The sequence below is a fragment of the Naasia aerilata genome, from assembly GCF_030296595.1.
Lineage (GTDB): Bacteria > Actinomycetota > Actinomycetes > Actinomycetales > Microbacteriaceae > Naasia > Naasia aerilata.
On record NZ_AP027731.1, the window covers coordinates 1,378,268 to 1,396,550 of the forward strand.

Sequence of the window (18,283 nt, forward strand, 5' to 3'; positions counted from 1 at the left end):
GGGATATGGCACAGAAGAGCAAGGCCTACCGCGCCGCAGCTGAGAAGCTCGAGCCGGGCAAGTACTACACGCCGAACGAGGCCGTCGGCCTCGCAAAGGAGACCGGCTCCAAGAGGTTCGACTCGACCGTCGAGGTCGCGCTGAAGCTCGGAGTCGACCCCCGCAAGGCGGACCAGATGGTCCGCGGCACTGTCATCCTCCCGCACGGCACGGGCAAGACCGCCCGCGTCATCGTCTTCGCGACGGGCGCGGCCGCCGAGGCCGCCATCGCCGCGGGCGCGGACGAGGTCGGCGGCGACGAGCTCATCGAGCGCGTGGCCGGCGGATGGACCGACTTCGATGCCGCGGTCGCGACTCCGGAGCTCATGGGGAAGGTCGGCCGCCTCGGCCGCGTCCTCGGCCCCCGCGGTCTCATGCCCAACCCGAAGACCGGCACCGTCACGCCCAACGCGGCAGGCGCGGTCGCCGACATCAAGGGCGGCAAGATCGAGTTCCGCACCGACAAGCACGCCAACGTCCACTTCGTGGTCGGCAAGGCGGGCTTCTCGGAGGAGCAGCTCAGCGAGAACCTGAAGGCGGCTCTCGAAGAGGTGCAGCGCCTCAAGCCGTCCGCCGCGAAGGGCCGCTACATCCAGAAGGGCGCCGTGTCGACCACGTTCGGCCCCGGAATCCCGCTGGACGTGAACGCGCTCTGAGCACTGCCGACATGCCCGCCTCCGCTGCCGATTCTCCCGAAGAGGCAGCAGAGGCGGGCATTTCGCCGTCCGCGGGGGCGACCATCCGGCGTGCGACGCCGAGGGACGCCGGTGCACTCGCCGCCCTCGCAGCGCGCACCTTTCCGCTGGCCTGCCCGCCCGGCACGACCGCGGAGTCGATCGCCGCGCACGTCGCCGAGCACCTCAGCGAGCCGCGGTTCCAGCGGCATCTCGCGGACGAGACCGTCACGATCCTGGTCGCCGAGAGCGGCGAGCTCGTCGGCTACACGATGCTGATCGCCGGCGAGCCGACGGACCCGGATGTCGCCGCGGCAGTCCGCGTGCGTCCCGCGATCGAGCTGAGCAAGGCCTATGTCGATGCCGGCCACCACGGCGCGGGTCTCGCCGCGCGCCTGATGGCGGCCACCCTGGCCGAGGCCGCCTCCTCTGGCGCGCGGTCGGTGTGGCTCGGCGTCAACGACCAGAACGCGCGTGCCATCCGCTTCTACACCAAGAGCGGCTTCGCGGTCGCAGGGCCGCGCTCGTACCGGGTCGGCGAGCAGCCGATGACCGACCATGTGATGGTCGCTCCGCTCTGATCCCGCGCCCGGTCCCTCCGTCCGGGGTCAGTAGTCGCTGACGCGCAGCACGACCTTGCCTCTGACGTGACCGCCCTCGATGAGCCGGTGCGCATCGGCCGCCTCCTCGAGCGGGAAGACCGCATCCGCGGTCACCTTGACGTCCCCGGAGGTGATGAGGCGGGCGATCACCGAGAGGGTCCGTCCGTCCGGCACCACCCAGAAGCCGGTGGCGCGGATGCCGGCGGCGGCCGCATCCTCGGCCATGGTCGGCCAGCTGCCCGAGGGGAGGCTCACGAGCGTTCCGCCGGGGCGCAGAACCTCGAGGGAGCGCTTCGCGGTGTCGCCGCCGATGCCGTCGAGGACGACGTCGAAGTCGGAGAGCACCTCCTCGAAGGGCTCCGCCGTGTAGTCGAGGACCCGGGAGGCCCCGAGGCTCGTGAGCCATGCGGCGTTGCGCGGGCTGGCTGTAGTGGTGACCTCTGCTCCGAAGTAGGCGGCGAACTGCACGGCGAAGTGGCCGACGCCGCCCGCGCCGGCATGGATGAGGACGCGCTGACCCTCGTGCGCCTTCGCGAGCTCGACGACGGCGCCCCACGCCGTGAGGGCCGCGAGCGGCACCGCCGCCGCCTCCTGGTGCGACAGCACGGAGGGCTTCCGCGTGACGTTGAGGGCGGGCACCGACACGTACTCGGCGTAGCTCCCCGTCGTGCGCGGGAAGGCGGTCATCCCGAACACCTCATCGCCCGGGCTCGGGCCGAACGCGGCGTACGGCGCCTCCACGACCACACCGCTGAAGTCGAACCCCGGCACAAGTGGCCAGGTGGCGGCCTTGGCGACTCCGCGTCCCGCGCGCGTCTTCGCGTCCACCGGGTTCACCCCGGCGGCGACGACCCGCACGAGCACCTCGCTGCCGATCCGCACAGGTGCGGCGACGGTGGCCGGAACCAGGGTGTCCGGCGAGCCGGCGTGGTCGGCCGTGACGGCGCGCATGGTGGCGCCCGGTGCGGTCGGCGCAACCGGGGTGCGCACGGCGCCGGTCAGCTTCGCCATGGCGTCCTCCTCCTGGGGTCGCACTGCGATGGCGACTCGGTCAGTCAACTGCGCCAATGCTTCCACGGTGTTACGGGGGTGTTCCGCCCGGTGAACATCCGCCCGGAGTGCACGTTGCGGCGGCGATGGCGCTCTGCGCGGCACTTCGCGCCGGATCGGGAACGTGTCTCCCTCAGCTTCGCCTGTCGCTCACCGGGGCCGCAGAGGATGTCCATAGGCGGCTCATAGGATTCTGCGAATACTGGAGCCATGACCTCCTCCGACATGGCGGCCCGAGTGGCCCGCTCCCCGATGCGCCGTGCCGACGGATCGCCCATCCGCGTCCTCGTGGTCGACGACGAGTCCACCCTCACCGACCTGCTCTCGATGGCGCTGCGCTACGAGGGCTGGGAGGTCAAGACGGCGGCCGACGGGCGTCAGGCTCTGGCCGTCGCGCGGGAGTTCAAACCCGATGCGATGGTCCTCGACATCATGCTCCCCGACATCGACGGCCTCCAGGTCCTTCAGCGCGTGCGAGCCGACGGCACCGACACCCCGGTCCTCTTCCTCACGGCGAAGGACTCGCTCGACGACCGGATCACCGGCCTCACCGCCGGCGGCGACGACTACGTCACCAAGCCGTTCAGCCTGGAGGAGCTCGTGGCCCGCCTTCGCGGCCTCATCCGCCGCTCGATCGTCGCAGTCGCCGACGACTCCGATCCCGTTCTCACGGTCGGCGACCTCTCGCTCGACGAGGACAGCCACGAGGTGTTCCGGGCCGGGCAGCAGATCGAGCTGACGGCCACCGAGTTCGAGCTCCTCCGCTATCTGATGCGGAACCCGCGGCGTGTGCTCAGCAAGGCGCAGATCCTCGACCGCGTGTGGAGCTACGACTTCGGCGGCAAGTCGAGCGTCGTGGAGATCTACATCTCCTACCTGCGCCGCAAGATCGACGCCGGGCGCGAGCCGATGATCCACACGGTCCGCGGCGCCGGCTACATGCTGAAGCCCGCCCCATGATCCGCACGCCGTCGCTCCGGCTGCGGCTGGTCCTCATCGTGGTCGCGCTGCTGGCCGCCGTCGCGGCGGTCATCGGCGTCGTCACCGCCGTGGTGCTGCAGAGCTACCTGGTGGGCCAGGTCGACCAGGCGGTCTCGTCGGCGGCGGAGCGCGCCTCGCACGGCTTCGGGGGACGCGACGGGGACGGGGACGGATTCGTGCTCGGCCAGGGGAGGGCACGGTCATCGCGCTCGTGGCGGGCGGCGGAGTCGTGAGCTCCGGCTACCTGGACGAGGAAGGCAGGCAGCGGACGCTCTCCGACGACGCGCAGGCCTCCATCCTCAACCTCATCGCGGACGGCCACCCGCACACCGTCGACCTCGGCGGCGACCTGGGCGAGTACCGGATGACCGCGGTCGTCGATCCGCTGCACGCTCAGGCGATCGTCACGGGGCTGCCCCTGTCCGGCGTGCAGGACACCGTGCGCCAGCTGGCCGTCATCGTCTCGATCGTCACGCTGGCCGGCCTCGTGCTCGCGGGTGGCGCCGCCGCCCTCACCGTCGGTGCCGCGCTGCGCCCGCTGCGGCGCGTGGCTCAGACGGCCGCGACGGTCGCCGAGCTCCCCCTCGACCGCGGCGACGTCGACATCAGCGTCCGCGTGCCGGAGCGCGACACCAACCCCGCCACCGAGGTGGGCCGCGTGGGCGCCGCCCTCAACCGGCTCCTCGGCCACGTGGGCACCGCCCTCGCCGTCCGCAAGGCGAGCGAGGACAAGGTGCGCCAGTTCGTCGGCGACGCGAGCCATGAGCTGCGGACGCCCCTCGCGTCGATCCGCGGCTACTCCGAGCTCACGCGCCGCACCCAGCCGGACCTCGCGCCGGAGGTCCGGCACAACCTGGCGCGGATCGAGAGCGAGGCCATCCGGATGACCTCCCTGGTCGAGGACCTGCTCCTGCTCGCGCGCTTGGACTCCAGCCGCGAGCTGGAGCGCGGCGAGGTGGACCTCTCCCTCGCGGTCGTGGAGGCCGTCGGCGACGCCCACGCGGCCGGCCCCGACCACGAATGGGTGCTCGACCTGCCCGAGGAGCCGGTCGTCGTCCAGGGCGACGGGGCCCGGCTGCGGCAGGTGGTGGTGAACCTCCTCGCGAACGCGCGCGTGCACACGCCGGCCGGGACGGTGGTCACCGCCCGCCTGGCCGAGGAGCCGAACGGCACGGTGACGCTGCAGGTCGGCGACGACGGTCCCGGCATCGACCCGTCGGTCGCCGCGACACTGTTCGAGCGCTTCTCAAGGGGCGACGCCTCCCGCGCGCGAGAGACGGGCACCACGGGCCTGGGCCTGTCCATCGTCAAGGGCGTCGTCGAGGCGCATGGCGGCACGGTGCGGGTCGACAGCAGGCCCGGCGCCACGGTCTTCACCGTGACCCTGCCGCGTGCCGTGCCCGCTCCCGGGGAGGGCGCCGCCGCTCGCGCGGGAGAAACCGCCACGGCGCTGGTGTAACGACACCCGCGGAGAGGCGGGTACACCCGCGGATCCGCCCGCGCTCAGGCGAGGAGGTGCGTCGGCTCCCGCAGCGGTCGGTCCGGCTCGGGCTCGCTCACGGTCGGCTCCGGCGCGGTGTCGAAGCTCGTGATGAGCGTGGTCGGCAGGGAGACCGCCAGGGCGCCCCAGGAGCAGGCGTAGCCGAGAGCGTCGGCGAGCGTGAGCTGCGACCGCTCCGCCGGGCTGGCGCCCGCGCCGTCCACGATCGAGTGCGCGAGGAATCCCGCGAGAGTCGCATCGCCGGCGCCGGTCGTGTTGACGACCTCCGTCGCGACCGCGCGGCCCCAGTGCGCCTCGTCCGCGGTGATCGCGAGGGCTCCATCGACGCCGAGGCTCACGAGCGCCACCTCGATCCCGAGGGCGTTGAGCTCCCGCCCGGCGACCATCGCGTCCTCGATGGTGAAGAGGTTGCGGCCGACGAGGTTCGCGAGCTCGTCCGCGTTCGGCTTGATCAGGTTGACCAGGCCGCTGCGGACCCACTTGTCGAGGGGCGCGCCGCTCGTGTCCAGCGCGACGCGGGTCCCGCGACCCCGGACCGCCTCGAACAGCGCCGTCATGTCGACGTGCTCGCCGGTCTCGGCGGTCGTGGGATGGACCCCGGAGACGACCAGCCAGTCGGCGTCGGTCTCCTCGACCTGCTCGATCGCCAGGTCGCACACGCGCCCCCAGTCGGACACGGTCATCGGGATCGCCGTCTGGTTGATGTTGGTGGTGCGGCCGCCGCGATCCACGACCGTGGTGTTGACGCGGACGCGGCCGGCGATCGGCACGATGCGGAGGATGTGCGGGTACGGCGTGCGGAAGAGGAGGTGCTCGTCCTCCCGGCCGATGGGCAGGATGCCGGCCACCGAGACGCGCGCGAGGTGCAGCGTCCTCGCGACGTTGAGGCCCTTCCCGCTCATGTACTCGTGCACCTCGTAGGCGCGGTTGACCTTGCCCTCGGCGAACGAGTCGACGAGGTAGGTGCGGTCGAGCACGGGCGCGGGCGTCAGCGTGACAACGGCGGTCAAGAGGAATCCTTGCAGTCGGTCGGCGGGCGTTCGGGCTCCGGACACTCTACCGAGCGGGGGTCAGACCCCGGCGGGCTCCGGCGCCCTGCTCGGGGCGCCGAGGTGCCCCAGCGCCGCGACGCCCACCGTGAGCAGCGCGGCCAGCGCGATCCCTAGCGCCAGATGGATGTGCAGCAGCGCCGCGCCGACGAGCGCCCCGAGCGAGATGAGGATCACCGCGAGGAGGCGCCGCCCCCACTTCTGGCCGACCCGGCGGCCGAGCCACGAGTCGAAGGCGAGGCCCGCGAGCGTCGACGTGACGACGACGGTCGTGACATCGGCGATGGCGATGTGCCGGGCGACGCCCGCCTGCATCCCCATGGCGAAGCCGAGCATCCCGGTCGTGAGGAGCAGGAGGGGCTCGGGGGCACTCTCACCGCCGGCGAGGATCGGCACGACCGACGCGGTCACGACGAGCCCGACGAGGCCGAGGAGGGTCGTGACGCGTCCGCTCCAGCCTTTCGCGACTCCGCGGAGGAGGGCGCCGGCCAGGATCGCGCCCAGCACGAAGCAGGCCAGGGCGACGACGGGTCCGACCACGGGCAGCCCGTCGGCACCCGTGAGGGCCATGCCGAGGATCACCACGTTGCCGGTCATGTTCCCCGTGAAGACGCGGTCGAGACCGAGGTAGCCCACCGCGTCGATCACTCCGGTCGAGAAGGTCAGCACCAGCATGAGGGCGAGGTGCAGCCGTTCCTGGTCCCGTCGCAGCGATGCGCGCACCGGATCCCCTTCCATCGATTCCCGCCCATCCAACCGGAGCCATGTTTCCTGGCCGTAACAGTGCCGCCGTAGGGTGACCGCTGTGACCGACCCCACTCTGCTCAGGACGGACGCCGCTTCGCTTCCGTCGGTGGCGCTGCAGCCCGGGACGGGCGCGATCCCGGGCGAGGCGTACCTGCCGGCCCGGCCGGACGAGGTGTTCTGGGGACGGCTCCCTTGTGCCACGGATGCGCCGGTGCTCACGATCCGCCCCGGGCAGACGGTCACGATCGACACTCTGAGCCACGAGGGGCTCCTCGAGGATCAGGGCCGGGATCCCGCCGCGTTCTTCGCCGGGCACGGCGTCGCCCGCGAGGGGGTGCTGGACGACCTCGTCGCCCTCGCGGCCTCGGCGCACCCGCGGGACCCCGTCCGCGACGGCCCGCACGTCGTCACCGGTCCCATCGCCGTCGAGGGCGCGCTGCCGGGTGACCTGCTCACCATCGAGGTGCTGCGGCTCGACCTCCGGGTCCCCTACGGGGTCATCTCCAACCGGCACGGCCGCGGCGCCCTGCCCGGCGAGTACCCGGCGGACGGCCGCACGGTCAGCGTCTTCGCTCCGGTCGAGGAGGGGCCGGACGGCCTGCGGGGGCGAATCCCCTTCGGCGCCGGTGCCGAGCGGTCGGCCCGCTTCCCTCTCGCGCCGTTCCTCGGGCTGATGGGCGTCGCGGCCGCCGCCGAGGAGCGCCCGCACTCGGTTCCCCCGGCGCCTTCGGCGGCAACATCGACGTCAAGCTCCTCACCGAGGGCAGCCGCCTCCACCTGCCCGTTCAGGTTCCCGGAGCGCTCGCCTACGTCGGCGACCCGCACTTCGCACAGGGCGACGGGGAGGTCGCCCTCACCGCCATGGAGGCGTCCCTCCGGGCCACCCTCCGCTTCGACATCGTCCCCGCGGACCGCGTCGCACGCGAGTACGGGCGCGTGACCGGCCCGCTCATCGAGACCAGCGAGTACCTGGTGCCCACGGGACTCTCCGAGGACCTCGACGAGGCGGTCGCCGCATGCGTGCGCGCCGCCATCGAGCTCCTCACCGCGCGCTGGGGCATGGCTCCCGCGCATGCCCTCGCCTACCTGTCCGCGGCCACCGACTTCGACATCTCGCAGGTCGTCGACCTCGTGAAGGGTGTCCATGCCCGCATCCGGAAGGCCGACTTCGATGACTGACGTGCCCCGCTCCGCGCCCGTGATCGCCGACGCCGCCATTCCCGATGGACTCCTCGAGGCGTTCTGGACCTACGAGCAGGCGCTCATGGACGACGACGTGGCGGTCCTCGATGCGCTGTTCGCGCCCGGCCCGCACACGCTGCGAGGCGACGCCCTCGGCCTCCTCGTCGGTTCCGACGCGATTTCCGCCTTCCGCAGAGGCCGCGGCGGTGCTCCGCGCCGACGCATCGAGACGGTCCACGTCCGCCCCGCAGGTCCGGATGCCGCAGTGGTGATCGCGGTCCTCGTGCCCGACTTCGGCGGCCGCGGCCAGCAGACGCAGCTGTGGCGGAGGGGGACGAGCGGGTGGCAGGTCGCCGCGGCCCACGTCAGCGCGCCGGCGCCGGCGGTCGACTCCCGGATCTGGCGACTCGTCGGAACGCCGCTCGTCGCCGGACCGGGGGAGGGGCCGCTGAAGCGCGAGCGGGTCGCCGTGAAGGACCTCTTCGCGATCGAGGGGCAGCAGGTCGGAGCCGGCGTGCCGCTGTTCCTGCGCGAGTCGCCCGTCCAGACCGCCACAGCGCCCGCCGTGGCGGAGCTCGTGGCCGCGGGCGCGCACGTCGTCGGCATCGCCCGCACCGACCAGTTCGCCTACAGCATCGCGGGCGACAACGAGTTCTACGGGACGCCGCCCAACGCCGTGGTGCCCGGGGCGCTGCCCGGCGGGTCTTCGAGCGGCCCCGCCAGCGCCGTCGCCCTCGGTCAGGCGAGCGTCGGGCTCGCCACCGACACCGCCGGGTCGATCCGGGTGCCCGCGTCCTACCAGGGGCTGTGGGGCCTCCGGACGACCCACGGCGCGGTGTCGACCGAGGGGTGCTCCCGCTCGCCCCCTCCTTCGACACGGTGGGCTGGCTGACCCGGGACCTGGCCACTCTCGACCGGGTGGTGCGCGTGATGCTGCCCGAGGGGTCTCGAGCGGCGTCCGGCGCCGCGATCCCCGAGGTTCTGCTGTCCGTCCTCGATCCCGCAGTCGTGCAGGCCTTCCGGTCGGCGGTCGCGCTCCTGGTCGAGCGCGGAGGCTTCGACAAGCCCGACGACGTGGAGCTCCCCGACGTGAAGGCCACCTACGCGGCATTCCGCACCGTCCAGGCCGCAGAGGCCTGGCGGGTCCATGGACCGTGGCTGACGGAGCATCCGGGCAGCGTGTCCGGTGCTGTCGCCGACCGTTTCCGGGTCGCGGCCGCGGTGACGCCGGATGAGGAGCGCCGGGCGCGGAACGTGCTCGCCGAGGCCCGGGGAGCGCTCCGCGCGCTGCTCGCCGAGCGGACCCTTCTCCTGCCCTCGGCCGCATCCCCCGCGCCGCAGGCGTCCGCGGGAGGCGCGGAGGTCGACCGGGTGCGCGGCGCGACCCTCACGCTCACCTGCCTCGCGGCAGTCGCCGGAGCGCCCTCGCTCTCCGCGCCGCTCGCCCGGGTGGGCGGGGCGCCCCTCGGCGTCGCGCTGGTGTCCGCACCCGGATCGGACCGATCGCTGCTCGAACTCGCCGGCGCCCTGGTCGACGAAACAGCAGTTCCGTAGACTGGTCAAGCGAAACAACCGTTTCATCGAGAGGACCCCGTGGCCGTACCGCCCATCGCCCCGCCCACCCGACTGCTCATGGGGCCCGGACCCATCAATGCCGACCCCCGCGTCCTGCGCGCGATGTCCGCCCAGCTCGTCGGGCAGTACGACCCCGCGATGACCGGCTACATGGCGGAGACGCAGGAGCTCTACCGGGAAGTGTTCGGCACCGCCAACGAGGCCACGCTGCTCGTCGACGGGACCAGCCGCGCCGGCATCGAGGCGGCGCTGGTGTCGCTGCTGCACCCGGGAGACCGCGTGCTCGTGCCCGTATTCGGCCGGTTCGGCCACCTCCTCGTCGAGATCGCCCAGCGTGCGGGCGCCGAGGTGCACACGCTCAGCACCGAGTGGGGAACGGTGTTCGCGCCCGAGCAGATCGAGGAGGCGATCCGCGCCGTCCGGCCGGCGATGCTCGCCGTCGTGCACGGGGACACCTCGACCACCATGGCGCAGCCGCTCGACGCCCTCGGGGACATCTGCCGCCAGCACGGCGTCCTCTTCTACACCGACGTGACGGCGACGCTCGGCGGCAACGAGTTCGAATCGGACGCCTGGGGCCTCGACGCGGTGAGCGCGGGCCTGCAGAAGTGCCTGGGCGGCCCATCCGGAAGCGCGCCGCTCACCCTCTCGCCGCGCGCGGTGGAGGTCCTCGACTCGCGGCGCAGCATCGAGGCCGGGATCCGCGACGACCACTCGCCGGTGCGGTCCGACCCCATCCGGAGCAACTACCTCGACCTCGCGATGATCCTCGACTACTGGGGCCCGAAGCGGCTCAACCACCACACCGAGGCGACGACGATGCTCTACGGCGCTCGCGAGTGCGCCCGCATCCTCCTCGAGGAGGGCCGCGCGGCGGCGATCGAGCGGCACCGCCTGCACGGCGACGCGATGCTGACGGGCGTCACCGGGCTGGGGCTGAGCACGTTCGGGGACCTCGAGCACAAGATGAACAACGTCGTCGGCGTCGCCATCCCCGACGGCGTCAACGGGGACGCGATCCGTGGCGAGCTGCTCACCGACTACGGAATCGAGATCGGCACCTCCTTCGGCCCGCTGCACGGCAAGATCTGGCGGATCGGCACGATGGGCTACAACGCGCGGCGTGACGCCGTGCTGCTCACGCTCGCAGCCCTCGAGCAGGTCCTGCGGCGGGCCGGCGCGCCGGTCACCGCAGGCGGCGGCACGGGCGCCGCGCTCGAGGTCTACGGGGCCGCAGCGTGACCCCAGCGGGAGCGGGACGCGCGCTGGAGCGCTGCGACGAGCTCGCGGCGATCACGTCGCTGCCGGACGGCATCGAGCGCGTGCACCTCTCCGACGAGCATCGGCGCGCGAACGCCCTCGCCCTCGGCTGGATGCGCGACGCCGGACTCACCGCGTGGCAGGACGCAGCGGGCAACGTCTGCGGGCGCCTGGAGGGGAGCGAGCCGGGACTCCCCGCGCTCGTTCTCGGAAGCCACCTCGACACCGTCACCGACGCGGGCCGCTTCGACGGCATGCTCGGCGTGCTCCTCGCGATCGAGGTGGCCGACCGCATCCGCCGCAGCGGCCGCTCCCTGCCGTTCGCACTCGAGGTCGTCGGGTTCGGTGACGAGGAGGGCACCCGGTTCGGCAACGCACTGCTCGGCTCCCGAGCCTTCGCGGGATCCTGGCAGGAGGCGTGGGGTGACCTGCGCGACCGCAGAGGCACCCGCCTGGCCGATGCGGCGGCAGCCTTCGGCCTGGACGCGAGCCGGATCGGAGAGGCGGCCCGGCGTCCCGACGAGCTGATCGGCTACCTCGAGACGCACATCGAGCAGGGGCCGCATCTGGAGGACGCCGGACGGCCGCTCGCTGTGGTGTCCTCCATCGCCGGCGCCCGCCGCTTCGCGCTGACGGTGACCGGGCAGGCCGGACATGCGGGAGCCACCCCCTACGACCGGCGGCGGGACGCGCTCGTCGGCGCCGCCGAGGTTGTCGTCGAGATCGAGCGGATCTCGAAGGAGACCGGCACGATCGGCACGGTGGGCCGGATCCGCGCGTTCCCCGGCGGCGTCAACGTCGTGCCCGGCATGGCGCGCTTCTCGCTGGACCTGCGCGCCGAGTTCGACGAGCAGCGGGATGCCGCGTGGGCGCGCATCGAGGACTTCGCTCGCGACGTCTGCGCGCGGCGTGGACTGGAGTGGGCGGTCGAGGAGCTCTACCGCGCGGACGCCGCCGCCTGCGATCCGGGGCTCATGGCGGCGGTGACCGCCGGCATCCGGGCGACGGGCGACCCCGAGCCGCTCGTCCTGTGGAGCAGGGCAGGGCACGACGGCATGGCCGTCGCGGCGGTCACGGGCTTCGCGATGCTGTTCCTGCGCTGCGGCAACGGCGGGATCAGCCACCACCCCGACGAGACCGTGACCGCGGAGGATGTCGCCCTCGCCCTGGACGCGTTCGAGGCGACGGTGCTCGCGGTCGCGGACGGCCCCCGGCCGTGAGCCGCCTCACCGACGCGATCGCCGACAGCTACGGGGATCTCGCACCGCAGGAGCAGCGCGTGGCCGACCTCATCCGCTCCCGGCCGCAGGACATCGCGCTGTACAACTCGAGCGAGCTCGCCGCCCTGGCAGGCGTCTCGAAGGCCACGGTGTCCCGCCTCTTCCGCCGGCTGGGGTTCAGCGGATCGCAGGAGGTGCGCGAGAGCCTGCGGGCCCAGCGCACAGCCGGGGTGCCGGTCGACCTCGATCCCGGCCAGGCGATGGACGAGCGGCTCGCGGCTCAGCTCCGGCAGGACCTCGAGAACCTGGGGCGCCTGTACGCGAGCCTCGACCCGCGCGCCGTGACCGAGGTGGCCTCGCGGATCGCGACGGCGCGCCGGGTGCTCGTCCTCGGCTTCCGGAGCGGCTTCCTCTCGCGCTGCAACTGCGCACCCAGCTCGCGCAGGTGCGCGACGGCGTGCACCTCGCGCCCGAGCCGGGCCAGTCGGTGGGCGAGGAGCTGGAAGGTCTCGAGGTTGGCGATGTGGTGCTGCTGGTCGGCGTGCAGCGCCGTCCGGCGGGCTTCGCCCGGCTCGTGCAGGCGGTGGCGGAGTCCCCGGCGACCGGCGTGATGCTGGCGGACCCCTCGGCCCGCGCGCACGCCGCCCGCCTCGACTGGACTCTCGAGTTCCCGCTCGCCTCCCCCTCGGCGTTCGACAGCTACGCCGCGGCGGCCAGCCTCGTCAGCCTGCTCGCGGGCGCGGTGCTCACTGCCCTCGGCCAGGAGGGCGCGGAGCGGGTGCGCGGCGTCCGGAGCCGGTATGCGGCACTCGGCGAGCTGGAGGGCCCGTGACGCCCGAGCTCCGGCGGGAGCTGCTCGCCGACCACGCCCGGCGTCCTGTCGGCCGCGTGGAGATCCCGAGCCCGGGAGCGTGGCAGGAGGCAGCGCTCACCACCCCGACCTGCGGCGACGAGGTGACGATACGCGTCCGGGTCGTCGGCGACTCGATCGCCGACCTCGAGTGGCAGGGCATCGGGTGCGAGGTCTCGCAGGCGAGCGCGTCGATGCTCGCGTCGCTCGTCCGCCCGGGAACGCCGGTGCAGGCGGTGCCGGGGCTGGTGGCGAGCGTGCAGCGCCGCGTTCACGACACGGGCGACGCCGCCGGCGACTCCGCCTCAGAGTCGGCCGGCGACGCCGAGCTCGGCGATGCGGAGGCGCTCGCCGGGATCGGTCGCTATCCGGTACGGGCCCGCTGCGCGCTCCTCGCCTGGAACGCGCTCGCGGCCGCCGTCGCACCGAGCGCGCCGATTCCGCCGAGCGCGCCCCGAGACGCCGAGCGCGCCCCGTAGACGCCACGCGCTCGTCGCTGCGGGCCGCGCTCGGCGGAAAGGCGTCAGCGCGCGCGGTCGACGTCCTCGCCCGACCAGAGATCGCCGCACTCGATCGCGGTGACGCCGTGGGTCAGGAGGTAGGGGCGCGCTCCCGTGTCGCCGTCGAGCGTGCCGCGGAGGGGCGCCCAGTGCGCACGGCCGAGGACCACGGGATGCCCCGGGCGGCCCGCGTACGTCGCCTGCAGCAGGGCGCTCCGGTCTGCGGCGCGGCCGCCCGCCGCGGCGATCAGCCGCCGGACCGCGGTCGACGGCAGCCCGGGGAGGTCGACCAGGGTCACCACCGCGGCCGGGGCCTCCTCAATCTCGGGGCTCCCCTCGAGGGCGGCGAGGCCGGCAGCCAGCGATGCGCCGACGCCGTCCGCCCAGTCGTCCGCGACGACCGCCGACACCCCCTCGGGCAGCAGCCGTCGCGCTGCCTCGGCCTCGGCGCCGAGTACCGCGAGGATCGGACCCGCCCCGCCTGCGCGCAGCGCGGCGGCGGCGAGGTGCAGCCAGGGCTCCCCGGATGCCGAGCGCGCCAGGGCCTTGGGCATCCCGAACCGGGTGCCGGCACCGGCGGCGAGGATCACCCCGGGAAGCGTCGCGGCGGCCATGGATACAGTTAACGGCACGACCCGAAGACGGAGGCCGCGTGCTGGACGTTCCCGATCCCGAGCTGCGTGAGCGACTCACCGCCGCCCTGGGCATCGCCCGCTGGGTGGACGAGGTGGCCGCTCAGGCGCCCTATCCCGATGTCGCGACGCTCGTCGCCGCAGGACGGTCCGCTGCCACGCCGCTCTCCGACGCCGAGCTCGACGAGGCGGTCGCGCACCACCCCCGCATCGGCGAGCGCGCCGAGGGCACCGGCACCGCCCTCCGCCTGTCGGCCGGCGAGCAGAGCGGCCTCGGCCGCGCCGATGAGGGCGTCGACGCCGCCATCGCCCGGGGCAACGCCGTCTACGAGGAGCGGTTCGGCCGCGTCTTCCTCATCCGCGCGGCGGGGCGCACGCGCGAGGAGGTCGCGGACGAGCTCCAGCGGCGGCTCACCAATGCGCCGGAGGAGGAGGCCGAGGAGGCCAAGGAGCAGTTGCGCCAGATCATGGAGCTGCGGCTGCGCACGCTCTTCCCCGAGGACGGAGCCGCGGCATGAGCCAGATCACCACGCACGTGCTGGATGCCGCCCTGGGCATCCCGGCGGAGGGCGTCACGGTCGCCCTGCAGAAGCGCTCGCCCGAGGGCTGGGTGCGCGTGGGCAAGGGCGAGACGGACGCGGACGGACGGCTGCCGGAGCTCGGCCCGGACAGCGTCGAGGCCGGCGTGTACCGGCTGATCTTCGCGACCGGCGACTACTTCAGGGCGAGCGGGCGCACGACCTTCTATCCGGAGGTCGAGGTCCTGTTCGAGGTGACCGGGCCCGAGCACTACCACGTGCCGATCCTGCTCAGCCCGTTCGCGTACTCCACCTACCGGGGCTCCTGAGCCGGCCGCCGCGTCTCCCGGGCGCCGGCGGTCAGTAGTCGGTGCGGGACTCCAGCGCCAGCCAGGCGTCGAACGGCGCGGGAGCCGCGTCCACGCGGAGCCCCTCGATCTGCACGTGCCACTCCGAGCGGTCGCGGCCGAACAGGTCGTAGAAGTCGCGGTCGTCGAAGCCGCCCCGAGCCGCGTCGTGCCGGTCCGCCGCGTACACGACCCGGTCGATGCGCGCCCACAGCGCAGCCGAGAGGCACAGCGGGCACGGCTCGCACGAGGTGTAGAGGATGGCGCCCGGCAGTGCGAAGTCGCCGGCGGCCTGACACGCGGCACGGATGGCCTGCACCTCGGCGTGCGCGGTGGGATCGAGGTCCCGGGTCACGCGGTTCTGGCCCTCCGCGAGCACCGCACCATCCCGCACGACGAGCGCGCCGAATGGGCCCCCGCCCTCGGCGACGTTCTGCACGGCGAGCTCGATCGCCCGCTCCAGCCAGCGGGCGTCGTCGGCGGCCATCAGGCGAGCCCCGCCGAGAAGCGCCACGCATCGCCGGAGGGCGGACCGTCGTCCCGCTCCACCGTCGCCTCGATGAGCCCGTACGGCCGGTCGTCCGCATGGAAGACCTCGCCGTCGTTCTCCAGGTCGAAGGCGGAGAAGTCGACGAGGAAGTGGTGCTTGTTGGGCGCCTTCAGCCGCACCTCGGCGATCTGCGGATACGCCTCGATCGCGGCTCGGCCCATGTGCCACAGCGTCTGCTGCAGAGCCAGCGAGTGCAGGTTCGCGAAGCGCTCGAGCATCACCGCCCGCACGCCGACGTACATGGCGTTCCAGTCGATGCCCTCGAGCCGGTCGCCGCTGACCCGCCAGCGGGCCACCAGCGACGTCGCCATCACGCGGTCGTCGGTCGGCCGAAGGGTCGTGTACTCGTCGGTGAGGAAGTCCTTGAACGCCGATCCCGTCGACTTGAGGACGACGAGATCCTTGAGCCCCTGCACGACGTGCTCTCCGCCGGCCTCGACCGTGACCGCCGCGGTCCGCACCTCCTGGCCGGAGCGGATCCAGGTGTGGTCGTGCTCGCCGTCCTGCGCGACCACCCGGGTCCACCCGAACTGCTCGATCTCGATGCGTGCGGCCTCGACCGGCTCCACGTCCTCCACGAAGTGCCGGGCGAGCGAGAGCCCGTACTCCTCGATGGGGTCGACCGCGTGGGTCTTCGCCCATACGTAGGCGGAGTTCTTCTGCGTGTCCGTCGGCAGCACGGCGGACTGGTCCCCGTCGAGGTAGGCGGCCGAGAAGTCGCCGCGCAGGGCGGTCGTCACGTTGAGGTCGGTGATCTGATGCCGGGGGCTGTCGCGGACGAAGCGCACCAGGCGCGTCTCCGCCTTCCCGTACTGGTTGGAGCCGAGGACGATGGCCATGCGGCGATCCTCTCAGAGCCGTGTGTCGGCGGTGTTTCCTCGCTGCCGCGGTCCCCTAGCGGCTGGTCGGGCTGTCGAGCGAGGGCCGACCCGCCCGCCACTCGCGGTCGAGCATCGCGTAGACGAGGGTGCTCGTCCACTCGCCCTTGAACCAGTCGTCCTCGACGAAGTGCGCCTCGAGCCGCATGCCGAGCCGCTCGAGGACGCGCGCGGATGCGCCGTTGCGGGCGTCCAGCCGGCCCATCACGCGGTGCACGCCCAGCTCCTCGAAGGCCAGTGCCAGGAGGGGGCGGCACGCCTCGGTGGCGTAGCCGCGTCCGGCGACGTCCGGCGCGAAGACGTAGCCGATCTCCGCGGTGCCTTCCGGATCAGCGGGGCGCATGAGGATGACGTCTCCGATGACCCGCCCGTCCAGCTCGACCCCGAGCGTCAGGTTGGACCTCGGCTCCTCGGGCAGCGCCGTCGTGGCCCACTGGCCGGCGAGGTTCCGGTCGATGTCGGTCAGGCTCTGCGGGGAGAAGGGCACGTAGCGGCACACGTCCGGGATCGACCGGTACGCGACGAGGTCCTCCCGATCTGCGTGCCGCAGCGGACGCAGGAGCAGCCGCTCGGTCCGGATCGGGTAGTCGGGTTCCGTCACCGCGCGCGCTCCAGCAGCCGGCCGGCGGGTGCCCGCTTCGCGGATCGAGGATGGTGCCGCCCAGGTAGGTCCGGCGTACCCGGCCCGTCAGCGTCCGGCCGTCGTACGCGCTCACCGGGTTGCGGTGCAGCAGCTCCGCCGCCCGCACAAGCAGGGGCTCGTCCGGCGCGAAGACGGCCAGGTCCGCGGCGGCACCCACCGCGATCCTGCCCTTGTCCACCAGCCCGGCGAAGCCCGCGGTGCGCTCCGCCATCCAGCCGGCCACGCGCTCCAGGCCGATCCCGCGGCGCCGCGCCTCCGACCAGACGGCCGACAGCCCGAGCTGGAGGCCGGCGATGCCGCCCCACGCGATGGCGAAGTCGCCGTCGCCCGCGAACTTGCGCTCGGGCGTCGAGGGGGAGTGGTCGGACACGATGAGATCGATCGTGCCGTCCAGGAGGCCGGCCCACAAGGCGTCCTGGTTGCGCGCGTCCCGGATCGGCGGGCAGCACTTGTACTGGGTGGCGCCGTCCGGGATGTGCTCCGCATCGATCGTCAGGTAGTGGGGGCAGGTCTCCGCGGTGATCGGAAGGCCCTCCCCCTTCGCGGCAGCGAGGAGCGGCAGGGCGGACGCGGCGGACAGGTGCAGGATGTGCGCCCGCGCCCCGGTGGCACGGACGCCGTCGATGACGGCCTCGATGGCGCTCGTCTCCGCCTCCTGCGGTCGGGAGTCGACGAAGCGCGGGTAGCTGCGCCCGCCCTCGTTGACGCTCTGGTCGAGGACGCCGGGATCCTCCGCGTGCACGATCAGCAGCCCGCCGAAGCTCGCGATCTCCTCGAGCGCCTCGCGGAGCTGCGCGCGGGAGAGCTCCGGGAACTCGTCGACGCCGCTCGGCGCGAGGAAGGCCTTGAAGCCGAAGACGCCCGCCTCGTGCAGCTCGCGGAGGTGCCCGAGCGAGGACGGCACCGCGCCGCCCCAGAAGCCCACGTCGACCACGGCTCCGGCGGCGGCCGCCTGACGCTTCGCCTCGAGCGAGGGCACGTCGATGGTCGGCGGGATCGAGTTGAGCGGCATGTCGAGGAGAGTCGTGACGCCGCCCGCGGCCGCGGCCCGGGTGGCCGTCGCGAAGCCCTCCCATTCGGTGCGGCCGGGCTCGTTGATGTGCACGTGGGTGTCCACGAGCCCCGGCAGCAGCACCTCGTCCTCGGCCAGCCGGTCGAGCTCCGGGGCGGCCAGTCCCGCGCCGAGCGACTCGATCGCCACGACGCGCCCGTCCCGGATGCCGACCTCGGCCGGTCGGAGGACGCCGTCCACGAGCACCCTGTCGCCTCGGATCACCCGATCCAGCTCATCCGCCATGCGCCACCTCTGTTCCCGCGGCGCTCGCCGCACCCGCATTCAACCAGCGGCGTGCGTCGCGGGTGTTACGGGCCCTCGCGGCGTAACCGGGGCGCAACAGGCGGGAAACCCCCACGGCGACCGGAGCGGTCACGATAGGGGGCGTGGACCTCCTCGTGATCAACGCCCGCCTCCTGCCGGTGACGCCG

At 73.3% G+C, this 18,283-nt stretch carries 22 protein-coding genes and 1 pseudogene; 15 read left to right on the top strand and 8 right to left on the bottom strand.

Annotated elements, in window-relative coordinates; all coding sequences use genetic code 11:
• The first annotated feature begins 5 nt into the window (after positions 1-5).
• Both rplA and QUE51_RS07470 read left to right on the top strand, forming a co-directional pair.
• Positions 6-695: a 50S ribosomal protein L1 gene (rplA, locus tag QUE51_RS07465; RefSeq protein ID WP_286278897.1), complete on the top strand. Its 690-nt coding sequence runs from the start codon at positions 6-8 to the stop codon at positions 693-695.
• Between the two features lie 11 nt (positions 696-706).
• Complete coding sequence (locus tag QUE51_RS07470) at positions 707-1,294, top strand: GNAT family N-acetyltransferase (RefSeq protein WP_286278898.1); 588 nt, start codon at positions 707-709, stop codon at positions 1,292-1,294.
• A 27-nt stretch (positions 1,295-1,321) separates the two neighbouring features.
• Here QUE51_RS07470 and QUE51_RS07475 read toward each other — a convergent pair whose 3' ends face one another.
• A complete protein-coding gene (locus QUE51_RS07475; RefSeq protein ID WP_286278899.1) occupies positions 1,322-2,326 on the bottom strand; it encodes an NADP-dependent oxidoreductase in 1,005 nt (334 codons plus the stop codon).
• Between the two features lie 249 nt (positions 2,327-2,575).
• Between QUE51_RS07475 and QUE51_RS07480 the strand changes: the two genes are divergently transcribed.
• The 3 genes from QUE51_RS07480 to QUE51_RS07490 are packed head-to-tail and all read left to right on the top strand — an operon-like array spanning position 2,576 to position 4,805.
• Positions 2,576-3,325: a response regulator transcription factor gene (locus tag QUE51_RS07480; RefSeq protein WP_286278900.1), complete on the top strand. Its 750-nt coding sequence runs from the start codon at positions 2,576-2,578 to the stop codon at positions 3,323-3,325.
• On the top strand, positions 3,322-3,579 hold the full coding sequence (locus QUE51_RS07485; RefSeq protein ID WP_286278901.1) for a hypothetical protein: 258 nt from the start codon (positions 3,322-3,324) through the stop codon (positions 3,577-3,579). Before QUE51_RS07480 ends, QUE51_RS07485 begins: the two co-directional genes overlap by 4 nt.
• Complete coding sequence (locus tag QUE51_RS07490) at positions 3,576-4,805, top strand: sensor histidine kinase (RefSeq protein ID WP_286278902.1); 1,230 nt, start codon at positions 3,576-3,578, stop codon at positions 4,803-4,805. The genes QUE51_RS07485 and QUE51_RS07490 overlap by 4 nt, the downstream gene beginning before the upstream one ends.
• A gap of 44 nt (positions 4,806-4,849) precedes the next feature.
• On the opposite strand, the gene QUE51_RS07495 is transcribed toward QUE51_RS07490, so the two are convergent.
• Positions 4,850-5,857 carry a 1-phosphofructokinase family hexose kinase gene (locus QUE51_RS07495; RefSeq protein ID WP_286278903.1) on the bottom strand — a complete coding sequence of 336 codons (1,008 nt, stop codon included), beginning with the start codon at positions 5,855-5,857 and terminating at the stop codon, positions 4,850-4,852.
• 60 nt (positions 5,858-5,917) lie between these two features.
• Positions 5,918-6,619 (bottom strand): YoaK family protein, encoded by a 702-nt coding sequence (locus QUE51_RS07500; protein ID WP_286278904.1) that lies wholly within the window; start codon positions 6,617-6,619, stop codon positions 5,918-5,920.
• An 801-nt stretch (positions 6,620-7,420) separates the two neighbouring features.
• Here QUE51_RS07500 and QUE51_RS17955 point away from each other — a divergent pair.
• From QUE51_RS17955 to sufU, 8 genes are all read left to right on the top strand, one after another.
• Complete coding sequence (locus tag QUE51_RS17955) at positions 7,421-7,822, top strand: acetamidase/formamidase family protein (protein ID WP_350226763.1); 402 nt, start codon at positions 7,421-7,423, stop codon at positions 7,820-7,822.
• Positions 7,815-8,717, top strand: coding sequence for an AtzH-like domain-containing protein (locus tag QUE51_RS07510; RefSeq protein ID WP_286278905.1), 903 nt, complete (start codon positions 7,815-7,817; stop codon positions 8,715-8,717). The genes QUE51_RS17955 and QUE51_RS07510 overlap by 8 nt, the downstream gene beginning before the upstream one ends.
• Entirely contained in the window at positions 8,675-9,379 is a 705-nt protein-coding gene (locus QUE51_RS07515; RefSeq protein ID WP_286278906.1) for an amidase, read from the top strand. The genes QUE51_RS07510 and QUE51_RS07515 overlap by 43 nt, the downstream gene beginning before the upstream one ends.
• A gap of 78 nt (positions 9,380-9,457) precedes the next feature.
• Complete coding sequence (locus QUE51_RS07520) at positions 9,458-10,642, top strand: pyridoxal-phosphate-dependent aminotransferase family protein (RefSeq protein WP_286279305.1); 1,185 nt, start codon at positions 9,458-9,460, stop codon at positions 10,640-10,642.
• Positions 10,639-11,880, top strand: a complete 1,242-nt coding sequence (locus QUE51_RS07525; RefSeq protein WP_286278907.1) for an allantoate amidohydrolase — start codon at positions 10,639-10,641, stop codon at positions 11,878-11,880. The genes QUE51_RS07520 and QUE51_RS07525 overlap by 4 nt, the downstream gene beginning before the upstream one ends.
• The gene (locus QUE51_RS07530; RefSeq protein WP_286278908.1) at positions 11,877-12,491 is read left to right on the top strand and encodes a MurR/RpiR family transcriptional regulator; all 615 of its coding nucleotides are present in this window, start codon (positions 11,877-11,879) and stop codon (positions 12,489-12,491) included. The genes QUE51_RS07525 and QUE51_RS07530 overlap by 4 nt, the downstream gene beginning before the upstream one ends.
• Complete coding sequence (locus tag QUE51_RS07535; RefSeq protein ID WP_286278909.1) at positions 12,491-12,712, top strand: hypothetical protein; 222 nt, start codon at positions 12,491-12,493, stop codon at positions 12,710-12,712. The genes QUE51_RS07530 and QUE51_RS07535 overlap by 1 nt, the downstream gene beginning before the upstream one ends.
• Positions 12,709-13,209, top strand: coding sequence for a Fe-S cluster assembly sulfur transfer protein SufU (sufU, locus tag QUE51_RS07540; RefSeq protein ID WP_286278910.1), 501 nt, complete (start codon positions 12,709-12,711; stop codon positions 13,207-13,209). Before QUE51_RS07535 ends, sufU begins: the two co-directional genes overlap by 4 nt.
• Positions 13,210-13,253: 44 nt before the next feature.
• Here the strand turns inward: sufU and QUE51_RS07545 are convergent, their stop codons facing one another.
• Complete coding sequence (locus QUE51_RS07545; RefSeq protein WP_286278911.1) at positions 13,254-13,844, bottom strand: nucleotidyltransferase family protein; 591 nt, start codon at positions 13,842-13,844, stop codon at positions 13,254-13,256.
• 38 nt (positions 13,845-13,882) lie between these two features.
• On the opposite strand from QUE51_RS07545, the gene uraD reads away from it, so the two are divergent.
• Together uraD and uraH are read left to right on the top strand one after the other, a co-directional pair.
• Positions 13,883-14,380, top strand: coding sequence for a 2-oxo-4-hydroxy-4-carboxy-5-ureidoimidazoline decarboxylase (gene uraD, locus QUE51_RS07550; protein WP_286278912.1), 498 nt, complete (start codon positions 13,883-13,885; stop codon positions 14,378-14,380).
• Positions 14,377-14,709, top strand: coding sequence for a hydroxyisourate hydrolase (uraH, locus tag QUE51_RS07555; protein WP_286278913.1), 333 nt, complete (start codon positions 14,377-14,379; stop codon positions 14,707-14,709). The genes uraD and uraH overlap by 4 nt, the downstream gene beginning before the upstream one ends.
• 31 nt (positions 14,710-14,740) lie before the next feature.
• On the opposite strand, the gene QUE51_RS07560 is transcribed toward uraH, so the two are convergent.
• From QUE51_RS07560 to allB, 4 genes and pseudogenes are all read right to left on the bottom strand, one after another.
• Positions 14,741-15,214: a nucleoside deaminase gene (locus QUE51_RS07560; RefSeq protein WP_286278914.1), complete on the bottom strand. Its 474-nt coding sequence runs from the start codon at positions 15,212-15,214 to the stop codon at positions 14,741-14,743.
• Positions 15,214-16,116, bottom strand: coding sequence for a factor-independent urate hydroxylase (gene pucL / locus QUE51_RS07565; RefSeq protein WP_286278915.1), 903 nt, complete (start codon positions 16,114-16,116; stop codon positions 15,214-15,216). The genes QUE51_RS07560 and pucL overlap by 1 nt, the downstream gene beginning before the upstream one ends.
• 55 nt (positions 16,117-16,171) lie before the next feature.
• Entirely contained in the window at positions 16,172-16,756 is a 585-nt protein-coding gene (locus QUE51_RS07570) for a GNAT family N-acetyltransferase (protein ID WP_286278916.1), read from the bottom strand.
• A pseudogene (allB, locus tag QUE51_RS07575) lies at positions 16,755-18,095 on the bottom strand (allantoinase AllB); the annotation flags it as partial. The pseudogene allB and the gene QUE51_RS07570, both read right to left, overlap by 2 nt.
• Positions 18,096-18,283: the final 188 nt, after the last annotated feature.

What these genes read in the sequence shown, in the direction of transcription:
- QUE51_RS07545 (WP_286278911.1), bottom strand. Translation starts at nt 13,844, where the DNA reads ATGGCCGCCGCGACGCTTCCCGGGGTGATCCTCGCCGCCGGTGCCGGC.
- QUE51_RS07520 (WP_286279305.1), top strand. Translation starts at nt 9,458, where the DNA reads ATGGGGCCCGGACCCATCAATGCCGACCCCCGCGTCCTGCGCGCGATG.
- QUE51_RS07510 (WP_286278905.1), top strand. Translation starts at nt 7,815, where the DNA reads ATGACTGACGTGCCCCGCTCCGCGCCCGTGATCGCCGACGCCGCCATT.
- QUE51_RS07560 (WP_286278914.1), bottom strand. Translation starts at nt 15,214, where the DNA reads ATGGCCGCCGACGACGCCCGCTGGCTGGAGCGGGCGATCGAGCTCGCC.
- QUE51_RS07485 (WP_286278901.1), top strand. Translation starts at nt 3,322, where the DNA reads ATGATCCGCACGCCGTCGCTCCGGCTGCGGCTGGTCCTCATCGTGGTC.
- rplA (WP_286278897.1), top strand. Translation starts at nt 6, where the DNA reads ATGGCACAGAAGAGCAAGGCCTACCGCGCCGCAGCTGAGAAGCTCGAG.
- pucL (WP_286278915.1), bottom strand. Translation starts at nt 16,116, where the DNA reads ATGGCCATCGTCCTCGGCTCCAACCAGTACGGGAAGGCGGAGACGCGC.
- QUE51_RS07475 (WP_286278899.1), bottom strand. Translation starts at nt 2,326, where the DNA reads ATGGCGAAGCTGACCGGCGCCGTGCGCACCCCGGTTGCGCCGACCGCA.
- uraH (WP_286278913.1), top strand. Translation starts at nt 14,377, where the DNA reads ATGAGCCAGATCACCACGCACGTGCTGGATGCCGCCCTGGGCATCCCG.
- QUE51_RS07535 (WP_286278909.1), top strand. Translation starts at nt 12,491, where the DNA reads ATGCTGGCGGACCCCTCGGCCCGCGCGCACGCCGCCCGCCTCGACTGG.
- QUE51_RS07470 (WP_286278898.1), top strand. Translation starts at nt 707, where the DNA reads ATGCCCGCCTCCGCTGCCGATTCTCCCGAAGAGGCAGCAGAGGCGGGC.
- QUE51_RS07480 (WP_286278900.1), top strand. Translation starts at nt 2,576, where the DNA reads ATGACCTCCTCCGACATGGCGGCCCGAGTGGCCCGCTCCCCGATGCGC.